Origin of the sequence: Bradyrhizobium sp. AUGA SZCCT0169 (genome assembly GCF_018130085.1) — a bacterium.
Classification (GTDB): Bacteria; Pseudomonadota; Alphaproteobacteria; order Rhizobiales; family Xanthobacteraceae; genus Bradyrhizobium.
In genome coordinates this window covers 115,304-133,077 of the sequence record NZ_JAFCMC010000015.1, presented here as the reverse complement: position 1 = coordinate 133,077, position 17,774 = coordinate 115,304, and the positions used below count along the sequence as shown (strand labels likewise).

At 63.0% G+C, this 17,774-nt stretch carries 19 protein-coding genes and 1 tRNA gene; 12 read left to right on the top strand and 8 right to left on the bottom strand.

Annotation, left to right across the window (positions count from 1 at the left end; translation table 11 throughout):
- Positions 1–22: 22 nt before the first annotated feature.
- Positions 23–637, bottom strand: coding sequence for a ribonuclease D (locus JQ609_RS19030; protein ID WP_212207445.1), 615 nt, complete (start codon positions 635–637; stop codon positions 23–25).
- 164 nt (positions 638–801) lie between these two features.
- Between JQ609_RS19030 and JQ609_RS19025 the strand changes: the two genes are divergently transcribed.
- Both JQ609_RS19025 and JQ609_RS19020 read left to right on the top strand, forming a co-directional pair.
- On the top strand, positions 802–1,560 hold the full coding sequence (locus JQ609_RS19025; RefSeq protein ID WP_212207446.1) for an NYN domain-containing protein: 759 nt from the start codon (positions 802–804) through the stop codon (positions 1,558–1,560).
- A 302-nt stretch (positions 1,561–1,862) separates the two neighbouring features.
- On the top strand, positions 1,863–3,134 hold the full coding sequence (locus JQ609_RS19020; protein WP_212274525.1) for an MFS transporter: 1,272 nt from the start codon (positions 1,863–1,865) through the stop codon (positions 3,132–3,134).
- 101 nt (positions 3,135–3,235) lie between these two features.
- Here JQ609_RS19020 and JQ609_RS19015 read toward each other — a convergent pair.
- Positions 3,236–3,322 (bottom strand) — tRNA-Leu (locus JQ609_RS19015).
- Between the two features lie 224 nt (positions 3,323–3,546).
- Here JQ609_RS19015 and JQ609_RS19010 point away from each other — a divergent pair.
- Positions 3,547–4,515, top strand: coding sequence for a complex I NDUFA9 subunit family protein (locus tag JQ609_RS19010; protein WP_212274541.1), 969 nt, complete (start codon positions 3,547–3,549; stop codon positions 4,513–4,515).
- A 111-nt stretch (positions 4,516–4,626) separates the two neighbouring features.
- Here the strand turns inward: JQ609_RS19010 and JQ609_RS19005 are convergent, their stop codons facing one another.
- On the bottom strand, positions 4,627–5,433 hold the full coding sequence (locus JQ609_RS19005; RefSeq protein ID WP_212207532.1) for an undecaprenyl-diphosphate phosphatase: 807 nt from the start codon (positions 5,431–5,433) through the stop codon (positions 4,627–4,629).
- 373 nt (positions 5,434–5,806) lie between these two features.
- On the opposite strand from JQ609_RS19005, the gene JQ609_RS19000 reads away from it, so the two are divergent.
- From JQ609_RS19000 to JQ609_RS18990, 3 genes are read left to right on the top strand one after another with little or no spacing between them, the layout of a single operon-like run.
- Positions 5,807–6,499 carry a glutathione S-transferase family protein gene (locus JQ609_RS19000; RefSeq protein WP_211995356.1) on the top strand — a complete coding sequence of 231 codons (693 nt, stop codon included), beginning with the start codon at positions 5,807–5,809 and terminating at the stop codon, positions 6,497–6,499.
- The gene (gene queG / locus JQ609_RS18995; protein WP_212274524.1) at positions 6,448–7,641 is read left to right on the top strand and encodes a tRNA epoxyqueuosine(34) reductase QueG; all 1,194 of its coding nucleotides are present in this window, start codon (positions 6,448–6,450) and stop codon (positions 7,639–7,641) included. Before JQ609_RS19000 ends, queG begins: the two co-directional genes overlap by 52 nt.
- Before the next feature lie 34 nt (positions 7,642–7,675).
- Positions 7,676–8,473 carry an acyl-CoA thioesterase domain-containing protein gene (locus JQ609_RS18990; protein WP_212274523.1) on the top strand — a complete coding sequence of 266 codons (798 nt, stop codon included), beginning with the start codon at positions 7,676–7,678 and terminating at the stop codon, positions 8,471–8,473.
- Positions 8,474–8,579: 106 nt separating this feature from the next.
- On the opposite strand, the gene JQ609_RS18985 is transcribed toward JQ609_RS18990, so the two are convergent.
- Together JQ609_RS18985 and JQ609_RS18980 are read right to left on the bottom strand one after the other, a co-directional pair.
- Positions 8,580–9,050, bottom strand: a complete 471-nt coding sequence (locus JQ609_RS18985) for a nuclear transport factor 2 family protein (RefSeq protein WP_212274522.1) — start codon at positions 9,048–9,050, stop codon at positions 8,580–8,582.
- Positions 9,051–9,234: 184 nt separating this feature from the next.
- Positions 9,235–10,050, bottom strand: coding sequence for a carboxylesterase (locus JQ609_RS18980; protein WP_212274521.1), 816 nt, complete (start codon positions 10,048–10,050; stop codon positions 9,235–9,237).
- Between the two features lie 249 nt (positions 10,051–10,299).
- On the opposite strand from JQ609_RS18980, the gene infC reads away from it, so the two are divergent.
- Complete coding sequence (gene infC / locus JQ609_RS18975) at positions 10,300–10,839, top strand: translation initiation factor IF-3 (protein WP_192736529.1); 540 nt, start codon at positions 10,300–10,302, stop codon at positions 10,837–10,839.
- Between the two features lie 70 nt (positions 10,840–10,909).
- On the opposite strand, the gene JQ609_RS18970 is transcribed toward infC, so the two are convergent.
- Both JQ609_RS18970 and JQ609_RS18965 read right to left on the bottom strand, forming a co-directional pair.
- Positions 10,910–11,899 carry a Gfo/Idh/MocA family protein gene (locus tag JQ609_RS18970; RefSeq protein WP_212207537.1) on the bottom strand — a complete coding sequence of 330 codons (990 nt, stop codon included), beginning with the start codon at positions 11,897–11,899 and terminating at the stop codon, positions 10,910–10,912.
- Between the two features lie 74 nt (positions 11,900–11,973).
- A complete protein-coding gene (locus tag JQ609_RS18965; RefSeq protein ID WP_212274520.1) occupies positions 11,974–12,393 on the bottom strand; it encodes a hypothetical protein in 420 nt (139 codons plus the stop codon).
- 265 nt (positions 12,394–12,658) lie between these two features.
- On the opposite strand from JQ609_RS18965, the gene rpmI reads away from it, so the two are divergent.
- Positions 12,659–12,859: a 50S ribosomal protein L35 gene (gene rpmI / locus JQ609_RS18960; RefSeq protein ID WP_008539890.1), complete on the top strand. Its 201-nt coding sequence runs from the start codon at positions 12,659–12,661 to the stop codon at positions 12,857–12,859.
- A gap of 80 nt (positions 12,860–12,939) precedes the next feature.
- A complete protein-coding gene (gene rplT, locus JQ609_RS18955) occupies positions 12,940–13,299 on the top strand; it encodes a 50S ribosomal protein L20 (protein WP_192736192.1) in 360 nt (119 codons plus the stop codon).
- An 18-nt stretch (positions 13,300–13,317) separates the two neighbouring features.
- Here rplT and JQ609_RS18950 read toward each other — a convergent pair whose 3' ends face one another.
- Positions 13,318–13,722: a hypothetical protein gene (locus JQ609_RS18950; protein WP_212274519.1), complete on the bottom strand. Its 405-nt coding sequence runs from the start codon at positions 13,720–13,722 to the stop codon at positions 13,318–13,320.
- Positions 13,723–13,868: 146 nt separating this feature from the next.
- On the opposite strand from JQ609_RS18950, the gene pheS reads away from it, so the two are divergent.
- The 3 genes from pheS to pheT are packed head-to-tail and all read left to right on the top strand — an operon-like array spanning position 13,869 to position 17,739.
- Positions 13,869–14,951, top strand: a complete 1,083-nt coding sequence (gene pheS, locus JQ609_RS18945) for a phenylalanine--tRNA ligase subunit alpha (protein ID WP_212207540.1) — start codon at positions 13,869–13,871, stop codon at positions 14,949–14,951.
- Complete coding sequence (locus tag JQ609_RS18940) at positions 14,948–15,334, top strand: DUF559 domain-containing protein (protein WP_312014688.1); 387 nt, start codon at positions 14,948–14,950, stop codon at positions 15,332–15,334. Before pheS ends, JQ609_RS18940 begins: the two co-directional genes overlap by 4 nt.
- Positions 15,331–17,739 carry a phenylalanine--tRNA ligase subunit beta gene (pheT, locus tag JQ609_RS18935; RefSeq protein ID WP_212274518.1) on the top strand — a complete coding sequence of 803 codons (2,409 nt, stop codon included), beginning with the start codon at positions 15,331–15,333 and terminating at the stop codon, positions 17,737–17,739. The genes JQ609_RS18940 and pheT overlap by 4 nt, the downstream gene beginning before the upstream one ends.
- Positions 17,740–17,774: the final 35 nt, after the last annotated feature.

Below are 17,774 nucleotides of genomic sequence, written 5' to 3'. Positions count from 1 at the left end.
GGCTGCTTCAAATCGCCCCGGTTCAGGAATGGGCGAAAATATCCTCGGCCTCCCAGCCGCCGAGGTCGAGCCTGGCCCGGGTCGGCAGGAAATCGAAACAGGCCTGCGCCAGTTCGGTGCGCCCCTCGCGCGCCAGCATGGCGTTGAGCCGTTCACGCAGGCCATGCAGATGCAGCACGTCGGAGGCCGCATAGGCGAGCTGCGCCTCGCTGAGGCTGGCCGAGCCCCAGTCGCTCGACTGCTGCTGCTTCGACAGGTCGATATTGAGCACCTCGCGCACCAGATCCTTCAGGCCATGCCGGTCGGTATAGGTGCGGCTCAGCCGCGAGGCGATCTTGGTGCAGTAGACCGGCTGCGGCATCACGCCGAAGGCATTGTAGAGGGCGGCCAGATCGAAGCGGGCGAAGTGGAAGATCTTGATGACCTTGGGATTGGCGAGCAGCGCCTTCAGGTTCGGCGCGTCGCTGTGGTCCTTCGGGATCTGGATCACGTCGGCGGTGCCGTCGCCATTCGACATCTGCACCACGCAAAGCCGGTCGCGGTGCGGATTGAGCCCCATGGTCTCGGTGTCGATCGCAACCGAATCCGTGTAGCGGGAAAGATCCGGCAGATCGCCGCGATGCAGGCGGATGGTCATGGTGTTGGGAACCTCTTCGAATCGGCAGAGCCTAAAGTCCTAAGGTAACGTCGAAATCGCCGCCAAACGAGGGTCCGGCGGGCCCAAATCACGCTACTTTAGGGGCCTTTTCCAGAATCGGCGGAGTTGCGTCAATATGGCCGCGACCACAAAGGGGTGCACCAATGAAAGCCGAACAGCAGCGCTTGCCTCGTTTTGCCGTGCTGATCGATGCCGACAACACCTCGCCGCTGATTGCCGGCGGCTTGTTCGAGGAAGTCGCGAAATTCGGCGAGGCCAGCGTCCGCCGCATCTATGGTGATTTTTCCGGGCCGCACCTCAAGTCATGGTCCGAGATCCTGCAAAAGCACGCCATCGATCCCTACCAGCAATTTGCCTACACCAAGGGCAAGAACGCATCTGACATCGCGCTGGTCATCGACGCCATGGACCTCTTGCACAGCGGACGGTTCGACGGCTTTTGCCTGGTGTCATCGGACAGCGATTTTACGCGCCTTGCCTCTCGCATGCGCGAGCAAGGCGCCGACGTCTACGGCTTTGGCGCCCAGAAGACGCCGGAGAGTTTCAGGCAGGCGTGCCGCAGGTTTATTTACACCGAGAATCTTTTGCCGGCGGCGCAGGCGGCCTCCAACGCGGAGACGCCGTCCAAGCCGGTTTCCCTCCAGCCTCGGAGTGCTGCGATTCCAATATTGAAAAAGGCCATCTCGCAGATCGAGGGCGAGGACGGATGGGTTTCGCTGGGGCAGGTGGGCACGCAACTTTCAAACCTGTTCTCTGATTTCGACCAGCGCTCATACGGTCATAGCAAACTCATCGATCTGGTCCGCAAGACGGATGCCTTCGACGTTGAAAGGATCGATAGCGGGCATGTGCGGATCAGGGCCAAGGAAACAGCCAAGAATCCGAAGGGCAAGGCGAAGTAGGTTTTTCCTGCCGCTATTCGGCACGAGAGCTGGCCGCGCTGAACGCAGCGATACACCCGCGCCGCGCTGGAGTCTCTCATCACATCCTCGCGAGAGCCGACGCGATTTTTTACTTTCGTAGCCATCTTTCGATACGTTGCATCGCCTTCGACAACCTCTCGCCCGATTTCGGCGCTTGATCATCGCCGCCCGCCTCGGCCCGCGCCGTCCGTGTGAATCGATCTGTCCCAGCTCATATGTTTTCCGGCCATGCGGCGTCCGTGCGGCGCGCCGCACGGCATCGCTCCCGACGAGAGAATGTCATGACCGAACCGATCGCGGCAGCGCCAACCGAGCAACAACCGGAGCAGGAGCGCGGCTTTTCGCGCTACCAGTCGTTCCTCATTGCGCTGCTGGCGTTCGCGCAGTTCACGATCATTCTCGACTTCATCATCATGTCGCCGCTCGGCGCCATCCTGATGCCCGCGCTGGATATTACAGCCGGGCAATTCGGCGTGGCGGTTTCGGTCTACGCATTCAGCGCCGGCATTTCAGGCATCCTTGCGGCCGGCTTTGCCGATCGATTCGATCGCAAGCGCCTGCTGCTGTTTTTCTACCTTGGCTTTACGTTGGGAACGCTGCTGTGCGCGCTGGCGCCGAACTATCATTTGCTTCTGCTCGGCCGGATCGTGACCGGACTGTTCGCCGGCGTGATCGGCTCGGTGGTGCTCGCCATCATCACCGATCTGTTTCCGCTGCACCAGCGCGGCCGTGTGATGGGTTTCGTGCAAACGGCCTTCGCCGCCAGCCAGGTGCTCGGCATTCCGGCCGGACTTTTTCTCGCCAACCACTGGAGCTGGCACGTCTCTTTCGGTGCGATCGTCGGCCTGTCGATCGTCGCGATAGCTGCGATCCTGCTCGTGATGCAGCCCGTGAACGCGCATCTGCGACTAAAGCAGGACAGGAACGCGTTCCGGCACCTGATCGCGACCATCGGGCAGCCGCGCTATACGCTGGCCTTTGCGGTGACGACGCTGCTGTCGACCGGCGGCTTCATGCTGATGCCGTTCGGCAGCGCCTTCACCGTGCACAATCTCGGCATCGACATCCTGCATCTTCCGACCATCTATCTCGTTTCCGGCGTTTTCAGCATTTTCATCGGGCCGCTGGTCGGACGGGCGAGCGATACTTTCGGAAAATTCCCGACCTTTATGTTCGGCAGCGCCGTTTCGGTGGTCATGGTGCTGATCTACACGCATCTCGGCCACGTCAGTCTGACGACCGCCATCATCGTCAACGTCCTGATGTTCGTCGGCATCTTTTCGCGCATGATCCCGTCGCAGGCGCTGATTTCAGCGATACCCGACGCCAGCCAGCGCGGTTCGTTCAGCGCGGTCAGCGCTTCGCTGCAACAACTCTCCGGCGGGCTCGGATCGGTGTTCGCCGCCGCGATCATCGCGCAAAACCCGGACGGTACGCTCCGGCATTTCGACTGGCTGGGCTACGTCGTGGTCGCAACCTCGATCCTGTCGCTGATCATGATGTATTTCGTGCAGAAGTCGGTCGCGGGTCAGGCCGCCAAGCACATGGTCTGAGGTTTGAGCGTTCCGCCAGCCGCGGCAACGGGCATGCGGTTTTGGGACCGGTCTGCAGGCCGGTCAGCCCGCCTTTCAGCGTCATCATGGGCATGGGCAAATGGTGCCCAGGAAAGGACTCGAACCTTCACGGCCGTTAAGCCACTGGCACCTGAAGCCAGCGCGTCTACCAATTCCACCACCTGGGCCCGGGCGGGTTAGTAAGGATCAGTCGCGAGCTTGTCAAATTGATGAATTGCGGGCTGGGCTATAAATTTTTGGCCCATCGCCCTTCCGGAAAACCGGAGCCCACTTTTCCGGGCGGTGTGCAAATATGCTGTACAGCGGCGGCGGGTTGGCGTATCGCGAATCCGCTAAATATCCCCATTAGCTCTCGAATTTGACCGCAGGAATGGACCCGGCAATGGACCCGATGGCATCGAACCAGGAAACGCTCGTCACGATCTTCGGCGGATCGGGCTTTCTGGGGCGAAACGTGGTCCGGGCGCTGGCCAAGCGCGATTATCGCATCCGGGTGGCGGTGCGGCGGCCGGAGCTGGCCGGGCATCTGCAGCCGCTTGGCAGGGTCGGCCAGATCCACGCCGTGCAGGCCAATTTGCGCTATCCGGCCTCGGTCGAGGCCGCCATGCGGGATTCCCAGATCGCGATCAACCTGGTCGGCATCCTGGCCGAGGGCGGCGCGCAGTCCTTTGACGCCGTGCAGGCCAAGGGCCCGGCAACGATCGCCACGGCCGTCGCCGCCGCCGGCGGGCGGATGGTGCATGTATCCGCGATCGGCGCCGACGAGAACTCGCCGTCGGGCTATGGCCGCTCCAAGGCCGCCGGCGAACAGGCCGTGCTGGCAGCCGTGCCTTCCGCCACCATCCTGCGGCCGTCGCTGATGTTTGGCCCGGAGGATCAATTTACCAACCGTTTTGCCGCGCTCGCGCGGATGTCGCCGGCGCTGCCGCTGATCGGCGGTGGCGAGACGAGGATGCAGCCGGCCTATGTCGGCGACGTCGCGACCGCGGTCGCGGAGGCCGTCGATGGCAAGGCAAAGCCAGGCGCGACCTATGAGCTCGGCGGGCCGGAAGTGCTGACCATGCGCGAGATCATGGAAATCATTCTTATCATCACCGAACGTAACCGCGCGCTGGTTTCGCTGCCGTTCGGCCTGGCGAAGCTGAACGCACTGTTCCTGCAATTCGCACCGGGCGCGCTGAAACTGACGCCGGATCAGGTCGCCATGCTGCGCTCCGACAATGTGGTGTCGGATGCGGCGAAGGCCGCAGGGCTGACGCTGGAAGGACTCGGCATCGCACCCGATTCGATGGAAGCGATCGCCCCGCAATATCTCTGGCGCTTCCGCGCCGCAGGCCAGTTCCAGCGGAAGGCCGTGTAAGCAACCGCCTCGATTCGTAGGATGGGTTGAGCTCTTCGCGAAACCCATCAATTGGTCGGCAAAGGTGATGGGTTTCGCAAGAGCTCAACCCATCCTACGATTCTGCAGGACCTACCGTCCCAGCGCCAGCGCGATCAGGCCGACCGTGCCGGCGATCACGCGCCACCACGCGAAAAACGTAAAGCCGTGGCGCGTGACGTAGGTCAAAAACGTCTTCACCACGATCATCGCGGTGATGAAGGAAACCACGAAGCCGATGGCGACGACGCCGATGTGATCGGTCGTCATCTCGCCGCGGTTCTTGTAGAAGTCATACGCGAACGCGCCGATCATGGTCGGGATCGCCAGGAAGAATGAGAATTCCGCGGCCGACCGCTTGTCCGAGCCGAGCAGCATCGAAGCCACAATGCTGGCGCCGGAGCGCGACACGCCGGGAATCATCGCCACGCACTGCGCGATGCCGATCCACAGATACATCATCAGCGGGAACCGCGTGGCGTCGAACTCGCGCGGTTTGAGCTCGAGCTGATCGACCCAGATCAGGATTGCGCCACCCACGATCAGCGAGAAACAAACCACCCACGGATTGAACAAAAGTTCCTTGATGTATTTGCCGGCAACCAGGCCGACGATGACAGCCGGCAGGAACGCCACCAGCACGCCGATGACGAAGCGCCGGTCGTCGGGGTTGGAGAACATCCCGAGTGCGACCCGCCACAATTTGGTGAAATAGAGCACCACGATCGCAAGAATCGCGCCGAGCTGAATCAGCACGACAAAACTCTGCCAGAAATTGCCCTCACCGAGGCCAAAGAAGCGTTGCGCCAGCAGCAGATGGCCGGTCGAGGAAACCGGTATGAATTCCGTCACACCCTCGACGATGCCGAGAATCACCGCCCGCACTGCATCTGACATCATGATTGGGTCCGTTCCGATCGAAATCAGCCGAAAAAGCCGGGCCCTTCTCGCCTATTCAAACCCATCTCGCAATCGCAAAAAAACAGCAAACACCGGTTGCCTCGTATGCAGGCTCGGCTATAGCGTTTCGAGCGAACCGACACCGGATCGCGTAGCAATCTGCGTGAGGAAAACGCGCCGAAACAAGTGATTGCGGCCTCCCTTCTGATTTCAATCGGGACCCGAATAGGGTCTAGTGGCTCCGTTCGACTGACGCGGCCTTGAAGAGATTGAGGGTTTTTTAAGCGCCGCGAACTAACCCCGAGGATTCCTGATCCAAGGACTTCCAATTCCAAGGACTTCCAACTCCAAGGGCTTCCGATTCAAGGACTTCATGTACACGCTGCACCATCATCCGTTCTGCCCGCATTCGCGTTTCATTCGCCTGATCCTCGGCGAACACGGCCTCGATCTGCGCCTGGTGGAAGAACGGGTCTGGGAACGTCGCGAGGCGTTTCTCGCGCTCAACCCCGCGGGCACCACGCCGGTCCTGATTGCCGAAGGTTATCCCGCGATACCCGGCGTCGGCATCATCGCCGAATATCTCGATGAGGTGCATGGCCCCAGTGCCGACGAGCGGCGCATGCTGCCGGTCTCGATGGGCGAGCGCATCGAGGTGCGCCGGCTGATGGCGTGGTTCAACGAAAAATTTTTCGAGGAGGCCTCCAATCCGCTGGTGACCGAGCGCATCTACAAGCGCTTCATGAGCGAGGAGAATGGCGGCGGCGCCCCGGCGGCCGACGTGATCCGCGCGGCCAAGGTCAATGTGCGCTATCATCTGGCCTATATCGGCTGGCTGGCGCAGACGCGGAACTTCCTTGCCGGCGACCGGCTGACCTACGCGGACCTCGCCGCCGCGGCGCACCTTTCGGCGATCGATTATCTGGGCGATGTGCCATGGAGCGAGGACGACGCGGCAAAGGCGTGGTACGCGCGGGTGAAATCCCGCCCGTCGTTCCGTCCGTTGCTGAGCGAATGGCTGGCCGGCGTGCCGGCGTCGCAGAGCTACGTGGACCTCGACTTCTGAACAAGGCCAGACTCTCCGGCGAAGATCTCAAGGCCGCGCTGGCGCATGAAGCGCGCGCGCTCGGCTTCGATGGCATCGGCGTCACCGGTCCTGAAGCGATCGTTCAGGCCGGGAAACATTTTCATGAGTTCCTTCAGACCGGCGCCCATGGCGACATGGACTGGCTCGCCGCCAGCCCGGAGCGCCGCACCGATCCGCGCGTGCTGTGGCCCGGCGTGCGCTCGGTAATCATGCTCGGCGTCAATTACGGGCCGGATGAAAATCCGCTGCACATTCTCGAAAAGCGCACGCGCGGTGCGATCTCGGTCTATGCCCAAGGTGACGACTATCACGATTTGATCAAGAAGCGCCTCAAGGCGCTGGCGCGATGGCTGGTCGCGATGTCGGGCGACGAAGTCAAGGTGTTCGTCGATACCGCGGCCGTGATGGAAAAACCGCTGGCGCAGGCGGCTGGATTGGGCTGGCAGGGCAAGCACACCAATCTGGTGTCGCGCGAGTTTGGGTCATGGCTGTTTCTCGGCGCGATCTACACCGCCACCGACCTGCCGCGCGACGAGGCGGACGCCGATCGTTGCGGTTCCTGCCGCGCGTGCCAGGACATCTGCCCGACCGCGGCATTCCCGGCGCCCTACAAGCTCGATGCGCGCCGCTGCATTTCCTATCTCACGATCGAAAACAAGGGCCCGATCCCGCGCGAATTCCGCAAGGCGATCGGCAACCGCATCTATGGCTGCGACGATTGCCTCGCCATATGCCCGTGGAACAAGTTCGCGCAACAAGGGCGCGAAACAAGACTGGCCGCCCGCACGGAATTGCGCGCACCGTCACTTTCGGAATTGGCCCGGCTCGACGACGGCGCGTTTCGCGCGCTGTTTGCGAAATCGCCGGTCAAGCGCATCGGGCGCGACCGCTTCATTCGCAATGTGCTGATTGCAGTCGGCAACTCCGGCGATGCGTCACTGGCACATGAGGCGGAACGATTGCTTGACGACGAAAGCGCGCTGGTGCGGGGCGCGGCGGCCTGGGCGCTGTCGCAGCTGATGGCACCGGAAGCCTTTGCCGCAGTGGCGAACCGCGCAGCAGCCGGCGAGCCCGACGCGACTGTCCGCGCGGAATGGATGGATTGCGCCCTGCCCGCTTGATTTTATCGCGCGGTTTCCGTCATGTTCGGCGGTCATGACAAATCCGCCCTTCTTCGCCAAAAACGGCGACGCCTTCATCCCCAATCCGGTTTCGAACGGCCCGTGGGACCCGAGCTCGATGCATGGTCGCGTCGTGGTCGGCCTTCTGGCCCACGTGATCGAGGAGCGTCACGGCTCCGACGAATTCGTGCCGGCACGGCTGACGGTCGACATGTTCCGCCTGCCGGACATCCACACGCCTGTGGAGGTCACCACGCGGCTGATCCGCGAGGGCCTGCGGATCAAGGTGGTGGAAGCCGAGTTTTTCTCCGGGACCACCCGCATGGCGCGGGCCTCCTGCCAGTTGTTGCGCCGGACGGAAAATGCGCCGGGCAATGTCTGGTCGCCGTCGAACTGGGACGCGCCGCTGCCCGAAACGATCCCGGCGCCGACCGACCCCAAGCTCGGCATGAACGGCAAATGGACGACCAGGCCGATCGCAGGCCACATGGGCTCGCTCGGCCCGCGGCGTTTGTGGATGAGCGAGGTCCGTGAACTGGTCGAGGGCGTGCCGATGTCGCCCTTCGTCCATGTCGCCACCGGCGCGGATTTCGCCAGCCCGTTTGCCAATGCGGGCGATAAGGGCCTCGGCTACATCAACAGCGACGTCACGCTGTATCTGCACCGCCTGCCGGTGACGCGATGGATCGGCTTTGACGTGGTCAACCATCACGCCAGCGACGGCGTCGCGATCGGCGAGTGCTGGCTCTATGACGAGAAGGGCCCGATCGGCACGTCGACGGTGGCAGCACTGGCGCAGAAGAAGCCGATGACGAACGTGCCGCCGCCGTAAGGCTGTTTCTCCGTCATTGCGAGGAGCGTAGCGACGAAGCAATCCATCTATCGGCTATGCCGCGCTATGGATTGCTTCGCTTTGCTCGCAATGACGGTGAGAGAATTTACTCCACCAAATGCCGCGCCATCTCGGGCCGCTCCTTCAGCGCGGCGCCCTGCTTGGCGACGATCTTGGCGATCCGCTCGGGCGCAAAATTCAACTGGACGAAAGCCGGCGCGGTGTTGGCGACCTCGTGATATTCGAGAATCTTGCCGTCGCGCAGCCGCATGATCGAAACGCCCTCGAACATCGCCCGCGCGCCCTTGGCCTCCGGCAGCGTCGAGCGGTAGCTGAACGTATAGCGCGCATAGAGCGTCTGGCCGTCGCTGACGGGACTGTGCATGTCCCAGCGAAAGTCGGTGGCCGTGCGATAGAACCAGTCGTCGATCAGCTCGGCGATCTTCGCGCGGCCAGCGAACGCGCCGTAGAACACGTCGTGATAGACGCCGTCTTCGGTGAACAATTCGGCGAACGCCTTGCCGTTGTGCTGTTCGACGTTGTCGCAGAACGCGCGCAGCAGCTCGGATGTGTTCATGGCGTTTCTCTCCCTTACGTTTTTCTTCCCCTCTCCCCTTGTGGGAGAGGGTGGATCGAATGGGCATTAGCTCATTCGAGACGGGTGAGGGGTTGTCTCCGCAAACGCAGTGCCCGCGGATAGAGACCCCTCATCCGGCGCTTCGCGCCACCTTCTCCCACAAGGGGAGAAGGGAAGAAGAAACTTACCCCATCTCCGCCACGGCGGCGATCATCCTTGCAATATCCTGCGGCCGCGACAGGCGGTGATCGCCGTCCTGGATCATGGTCAGCACCACATCCTCGCTCGGCAGCCGGTGCGCCAGCGCGAACGCGTGCTGCCAGGGCACGTCAGGGTCCTGCGCGCCTTGCAGGATGCGCACGGGGCAGCCGACCTCGATGGCGCTGCCGAGCAGAAGGTGATTGCGGCCGTCCTCGATCAGCGCGCGCGTGATCGGATAGGGCGCGCCGTCGCCATATTGCGACGGCCGCATCCAGACACCCTTGGTCTGGATCTCCTCCTGAATTTCGGGCGTAAACTGGTTCCACATCAATTGCTCGGTGAAGTCGGGCGCCGGTGCGATCAGCACCAGTCCCGCCAAGCTCGGCTGGCCCGCTTGCGATGCCGCCTGGCTCGCTTCCCGCTTTGCAATCTCGCGCGCCAGCAGCAGCGCCATCCAGCCCCCCATCGACGAGCCGATCACGACCTGGGGGCCGCGACAAAACCGCGCGAACACGGCAACGCTCTCCTCCAGCCAGCGCCCGATGGTGCCGTCGATGAAGGCGCCGCCGGACTCGCCATGGCCGGAATAGTCGAACCGGACACAGGCGCGGCCCTGTTCGGCGGCCCAGGCATCCAGCGCCAGCGCCTTGGTGCCCCTCATGTCGGAGTTGAAACCACCCAACCAGATCAGGCCGGGAGTACCTCCGGCGCGGGCCCGCACCGCGATTTTGCGCTTGTCCTCGCCGCTACCCACCTCGATGAAGGCCGGTTCCTGATCGTTTACCGCTGAATTGGTCATGGATTCGCTACTCTTGCCCGCTGCTTTGTCGGCGAGCCCACCTCCTGGGTCAACCACCGGTCAACGCTGGCAAGCGCACAGGCAATCTCGGGGCTGTCCTTGCAGAACGTGCCGTTGCGCTATATTTGCCGGGCGTGACCAAAATGCCTCGCATTTGACGGTTTTCGAGCGCAGACAGCGAGTTCGCTTGCTCAGCGCCGCGTATTGCTTCAAAATATAGCCTTCCTTCACAGCATTGGAGAATTACCCATTCGCCGTCCCAACAGAGCCCCGCCCGCTGCAGCCAAAGACGGGCCGCGCACCAATGATGAAATCCGCAACGCGCAGATCCAGCTGATCGATCAGAACGGCACCAACCACGGAACAGTCGAGACCGTGGTAGCCGTCAAGATGGCCCTTGAAGCGGGCATGGATCTTGTCGAGATTTCGCCGAACAATAATCCTCCCGTTTGCAAAATCATGGACTACGGGAAGTTCAAATATTCCGCGCAGAAAAAAGCCGCTGAAGCCCGCAAGAAGCAGAAGGTCGTCGAGATCAAGGAGATCAAGCTGCGGCCGATGATCGACGATCACGATTACGACGTGAAGATGCGCGCGATGCAGCGGTTCTTCGAGGAAGGCGACAAGGTCAAGATCACCTTGCGCTACCGCGGCCGCGAAATGGCCCATCAGGAGATCGGGACCAAGCTCCTGGACAAGGTCAAGGCCGACGTCGCCGAGTTCGCCAAGGTCGAGCAGGACGCGCGATTCGAAGGCCGCCAGGTCGTGATGGTACTGGCGCCGCGCTGAGCGTCAATACGCGCTCAATCGATAGCGAAACACGCCCTCGGAATTGATCCGGGGGCGTTTTCAATTGGCGTCAGGCCTCGACTTCCACATCCCTGCGCTCGCGGCCCGAAATCATGGCGGCATCGATGCACGCAATGATGTGCCGTCCGTAGTCGCCGGTGACCGGCACATCCGTGCCATGAAGGATCGCCGCCGCCATCGCCTGCCATTCCCTGACGACGGCGTTCTGCATCCACACAGGATCATGGGAGTTCGGAACGTCCGTCCACGTTCCGTTTCGTCCGATTGCAACCCCGCGATCGAAGTCGATCCGGAGCGTGCCGCGCTCGCAGACGAGGTCTATGTCGAAGGTTCCAGCGCCGTCGCGGAAGCCGATGCTGGCCACCTGGGCGAACCGGCCGTCGGTAAAGCGCAACAGCATCATGGCGCTGTCATCGGCTTTTTGATCGTGAAACGACGTGCTGACGGCGGCCGAAACCGATGCGACCCGGCCGTTCATCAGCCAGACCAGCTGATCCAGCGCGTGGATCCCGGCGGTCATCAGCATGCCGCCGCCGGTTACGGGATCGAGGTGCCAGCCACGTCGGTTCGGCTCCATCCAGATCTTCTGCAGCGAGCTCGACCCCGTCACGGGCCTGCCGAGTTCACCGCGATCGAGGATCTCGCGCGCCACGAGGCAGGGCCAGACGAAATGCATGATCTGCCCGACCATCAATTTGCGACGGCCGGTTTCGGCGGCCGCAATGATGCGGCTGCATTCGGCGACCGACAACGCCATCGGCTTTTCCAGCAATACGTGCTTGCCGGCCTGCAGCGCGGCCACCGCCAACTCGCAATGCAGGTGATGCGGCGCCGTGATTGCGACGGCGTCGACCGACTTGTCACCCAGCATCGCGCGCCAATCGCCATATGGCTTGCCGCCATGTTCGGCGGCGAAACCTTCGGCGAGCGCCAGTTCTTCCGCACACACTGCGACGACGCTGACATCCGGAACGGCCGCAATCGCGCGCGCGTGAAAGGCGCCGAAAAATCCGGCGCCCAGAATACCTACTCCCAGCATCAGACGTCCCTTGATCGAGCCGCGTCTTGCGCCCGTGCCATCAAGTTACAGCCAATGCGGCGGATACGGCAAAGTCAGCTGCGTGTGGCCTGCCAGGTGCCGCTGCAGCGATCGCCGGTGATGATGCCGCTCCAGGAGCCGGCGCCGCTGGTGCCGGCGAGCCGGCCGCCGCCGCTGGCCTTGGACGCGCCAACCGACACGTTGACGGCAACCGCGCCGCCACGGCTGACCGAGCCGGAGACCCTGCCCCCGCCTGCCGATGACACCCGGGTTCCCATCACCTGGAACGGGACGCTGTAGCCGGAACTGCAATTGCCCCGGGTGGTAGCAAACACCACGTTCCAGGTGCCGTTGTAGGCGCCTGAGGCTCTGGCCGCGTCGGCGGAGGAGGGCACCGCGGTCACGGCAAGCGCGGCGAACACGGGGAGCCAGCGCAGGGTCGCAAAGTGGGAAAAGGTGGGGAAGCGGGAAATGGAACGATGAAATCTGGTCATTTTGGTCCTGCCAGGGCTGAGACGGGGATCACATCAACGACTACGTCACAGCACAGGGTTTACCGGTTCAACGTTGCAAACATGCGTCTGGTCTGCCATAAGCCCAGCCTTCATCGCCCGGCTGATTAAGGGCTGCCGTGTCGATGACCCCGTGCGGGTGGTTTCGTTTTCGAAAAAACCTGAGCACTTTCAACGCTCTAACGAGCATTTTAAGCCGCAAAAGCGCCCCTCGGGGCGCGTTTTCTTGTGGCCATAGGAGAGCCAAATGCCCAAGCTGAAGACCAAGTCAGGCGCTAAAAAGCGCTTCAAGGTGACTGCCACCGGCAAAGTGATGCACGCCCAACGCGGCAAGCGCCACGGCATGATCAAGCGGACGAAGAAGCAGATTCGTCAGCTCCGCGGCACGCGCGTGCTGTTCAAGACCGACGGCGACAACGTCAAGAAGTACTTCTTGCCGAACGCCTGATCGCGCTCGCATTTCCGATTTAGCCGGCCGCGTGCGCGCGGCAATCCGTCACCTGATTTCAGATTTTAAGGATAGCAGTCATGTCTCGCGTCAAACGCGGTGTGACCTCTCACGCTAAGCACAAGAAAGTCTACAAGGCCGCCAAGGGCTTTTCCGGCCGCCGCAAGAACACCATCCGCGCCGCCAAGGCCGCGGTCGAAAAGGCCGGGCAATATGCCTTCCGTGACCGCAAGCGTAAGAAGCGCACGTTCCGCGCGCTCTGGATCCAGCGCATCAATGCCGCGGTCCGTCCGTTCGGCATGACCTACAGCGTCTTTATCAACGGCCTCTCGAAGTCAGGCATCACGGTGGACCGCAAGGTGCTGTCGGATCTCGCCATCACCGAGCCGGCGGCGTTCCAGGCGATCGCTGAAAAGGCCAAGGCTGCGCTCGCAGCCTGAGGCACCCGACTTGAGGCGTCAGCGCGCCCGTGCAGGGCTCGCGGCTTTCAGCGCCCGCTGCGAATAGCGCTGGGCGACTTTCGCCCGGCAGAATGCCGCGAACGAAATATACATCGTTCCCTCTTCGTGGCTGAACTTGCGGTCGCAGGCATCCTTTTCGCGCTGATAGGCCTTTTTCTGCTGCGCCTTGAGGCGGGCGAGGAAGTCGCCCTCGCATTTCGTTTCAACGGCGTCGGTGAGCCCAACGTCGCCGGTGGCCCCGCCTGAGCAGGCCGAGGCTATTTGCATGGCACGGTTGCAACTCGCCGTCTTCATCTTGGTCAAGACGTCGTCCCTCGACTTCGCCGGACAATCTTCGGCGGCGGCAGGTGCGGCAAACGACAGAACGAGGGCCAGAACGGCCACCCCAGGTCCAAAACGCATCACTTGCTCCCTTCTCGAACTCACCGTGAGTAGAGCGTGCGGGATCAAGGGTTCAAGCGCCGCCTGCTCCGGTTACGGGCTTTTTGCTTGACGTTTCAGCCCGGGAGCGGCGACAACCGGCGGCCTTTTGCGAAAGAGATTTGACCGTGTCCGACCTCACCACACTCGAACAGACCATCCTCACCGATATCGCTACCGCCGCCGACGAAGCCGCGCTCGAAGCGGTGCGCGTTGCCGCGCTCGGCAAAAAGGGATCGATCTCGGCGCTGCTGGCAACGCTCGGCAAAATGTCGCCGGACGAACGAAAGACCCAGGGCGCCGCGATCAACGTCGCCAAGGACAAGGTCACGCAGGCGCTGACCGCGCGCCGCGATATCCTGAAATCGGCCGCACTCGACGCCCGCCTTGCTTCCGAGACCATCGACGTCACGCTGCCGCTGCGCGATCCGGTGGCCGAACAGGGCCGCATCCATCCGCTGAGCCAGGTGATGGATGAGCTGACATCGATCTTCGCCGACATGGGATTTGCGATCGCCGAAGGTCCCGATATCGAGACCGACGACTACAATTTTACAAAACTGAATTTCCCCGAAGGCCATCCGGCGCGGGAGATGCACGACACGTTCTTCTTCAACCCGAAGCAGGACAATTCGCGCATGCTGCTCCGCACGCACACCTCGCCGGTGCAGGTGCGCACCATGCTGAACCAGCAGCCGCCGATCCGCGTGGTCTGTCCGGGCCGTACCTATCGCATCGATTCCGACGCGACGCATACGCCGCAGTTCCACCAGGTCGAGGGCCTCGTCATCGACAAGGGCTCGCATCTCGGCCACCTCAAATGGATCCTGCACGAGTTCTGCAAGGCGTTCTTCGAGGTCGACCACATCAACATGCGGTTCCGCCCGTCGTTCTTCCCGTTCACGGAGCCCTCGCTCGAGGTCGACATCCAGTGCCGGCGCGACAAGGGTGAAATCCGGTTCGGCGAAGGCGAGGACTGGCTGGAGATTCTCGGCTGCGGCATGGTGCATCCGAACGTGCTCCGCGCCTGTGGCATCGATCCGGACGTCTATCAGGGCTTTGCCTGGGGCATGGGCATCGATCGCATCGCGATGCTGAAGTACGGCATGTCCGATCTCCGTCAGCTGTTCGACAGCGACGTCCGCTGGCTCAACCATTACGGCTTCAAGCCCCTCGACATCCCGACGCTGGCGGGGGGATTGAGCACGTGAGCGCGCGCGAACTCCGAAAGAATTCCACCGATGCTGAACGTATCCTCTGGTCCGAACTCCGCGATCACAAGCTGAACGGCATCGGCTTCCGGCGCCAGGTGCCGATCAAGAACTACATCGCCGACTTCGCCTGCCATGCAGCAAAGCTGGTGGTCGAGCTCGACGGCGGACAACTTTTTTCGGATCAAGCCGAGCAGGCTGACGCCGTTCGATCGTCGGTGATTGAGGCCAGAGGCTTCCAGGTGCTCCGCTTCAGCAATCTCGACGTGATGACAAATCGCGCCGGAGTACTCGAAACGATTGCCACTACCGTTGTGGCGCGAGCCCCCACCCTGACCCTTCCCCGCAAGCGGGAGAGGGGACAAGAGAAGCAACCATCATGAAGTTCACGCTCTCCTGGCTGAAGGAACATCTCGACACCGACGAGCCGCTGGAAAAGCTCGCCGACAAGCTCACCATGATCGGGCTTGAGGTCGAGCAGATCGACGACAAGGCCAAAGCGCTGGCGCCGTTCTCGATTGCGCGGGTGATTTCGGCCGAACAGCATCCGAATGCCGATCGTTTGCGCGTCTGCATGGTCGATACCGGCGACGGTGGCGCACCGGTGCAGGTGGTTTGCGGCGCGCCAAACGCGCGCGCCGGCCTGATCAGCGTGTTCTCGCCGCCCGGCACGTTCATTCCCGGCAAGAACATCACGCTCGGCGTCGGCACCATCAGAGGCGTCGAGAGCCGCGGCATGCTGTGCTCGGCGGCCGAACTGCAGATTTCCGAAGACCATGACGGCATCATGGAGCTGCCGGCCGATGCGCCCGTCGGTGCGCCCTACGCGCAATGGGCCGGGCTCGGCGATCCCATGATCGAGATCAACCTGACGCCGAACCGGCAGGATTGCACCGGCGTGCACGGCATCGCCCGCGATCTTTCCGCCGCCGACATGGGCAAGTTCAAAGATCCCGGCATCAAGCCGATCAAAGGCGAGTTCCCCTGCCCGGTGCAGCTGACGGTGGAAGACGCCACGCTGTGCCCCGGCTTTGCGCTGCGGCTGGTGCGCGGCGTCAAGAACGGCCCGTCGCCGGAATGGTTGCAGAAGCGCCTGACCTCGATCGGACTGCGTCCGATCAACGCGCTGGTCGATATCACCAACTTCATGACCTACGACCGCGCCCGTCCGCTCCATGTGTTCGACGCCAAGAAAGTGAGGGGCAATCTCACCGTGCGCCGCGCGCGCGACGGCGAGAGCCTGCTGGCGCTCGACGGCCGCACCTACACGCTCGATCCCGCCATCTGCGTGATCGCGGACGAGCACGGCGTGGAGTCGCTCGCCGGCATCATGGGCGGCGAAGCCTCCGGCTGCGACGAGAACACCACTGACGTGCTGATCGAATCGGCGCTGTGGAACGATATCAACATCGCGCAGACCGGCCGCAAGCTCGGCGTCAATTCGGATGCGCGCTATCGCTTCGAACGCGGCGTCGATCCAGCGTTCATGGTGCCCGGACTTGAGCTCGCGACCAAAATGGTGATGGAGCTGTGCGGCGGCACGCCGTCGGAGAATGTCGTCGTCGGCAATCCCTTCGGCGAAGACCGCGTGATCGATTTCCCGCTGAGCGAGGTCAAGCGCCTCGCCGCCATCGAAGTGCCGCTGGTCGAGATGAAGCGCATCCTCAGCCATCTCGGCTTCATGGTGGCCGGCAGCGGTCCGGTCGTGAAGATCGCGGTGCCCTCCTGGCGTACGGATATCGGAGGCAAGGCCGATATCGTCGAGGAGATCGTGCGCATCGTCGGCGTCGACAAGGTGCCGATGACGCCGTTCGAGCGCGGTGACGCGCCGCGCAAGCCGGTGCTCACCACGATCCAGCTGCGCACCCGCCGCGCCAAGCGCGCGCTGGCCGCCCGCGGCATGGTCGAGGCGGTGACGTGGTCGTTCATTGCAAAGCCCGCGGCGGAATTGTTCGGCGGCGGACAGGCCGAGCTCGCGCTCGCCAATCCGATCGCATCTGATCTCTCCGACATGCGGCCGAGCCTGCTGCCCGGCCTGATCGCCGCCGCGCAGGCCAATGCCAATCGCGGCTCGTCCGATGTCGCGCTGTTCGAGGTCGGCCAGGTGTTCAAGGGCGACAAGCCGGAAGACCAGCTGGTCGCGGCGTCCGGCGTGCGCCACGGCTTTGCCTCCGCAAGGGGCATGGGGCGGCACTGGTCCGGCGCAGCGGAGGTCGACGCGCTCGACGCCAAGGCCGACGCGTTTGCGGTGCTCGCGGCCGCGGGCGCGCCGATGCAGGCGCTGCAGATCGTGCCGGGCGGCGCGAGCTGGCTGCATCCGGGACGCTCCGGCACCATCCAGATCGGGCCGCAAAACGTGCTCGGCTATTTCGGCGAGCTGCATCCGCGCACGCTGGAGGCGCTCGGCGCCGACGGACCGCTGATCGCGTTCGAGGTGATCCTCGATCGCGTTCCCGACGCCAAGCAGAAGCCGACGCGCGCCAAGCCCGTGCTTGAACTTTCCGCGTTCCAGCCGGTGTCGCGCGATTTTGCCTTCATCGTTGACCGCGCCGTCAAGGCGGGCGATATCGTGCGCGCCGCGCAGGGTGTCGACAGGAAGCTGGTCACGGGCGTCACCGTGTTCGACGTCTACGAGGGCAAGGGCATCGATGAGAGCAAGAAGTCGGTCGCGATCGCCGTGACCATCCAGCCGCGCGAAAAGACGCTCACCGATCAGGAGATCGACGCGGTGGCGGCGAAGATCGTGGCCGAGGTAACCAAGAAGACCGGCGGCACCTTGCGCGCATGATGCCGAACGGCGTGAGCGGTTCGGACATCACGCCC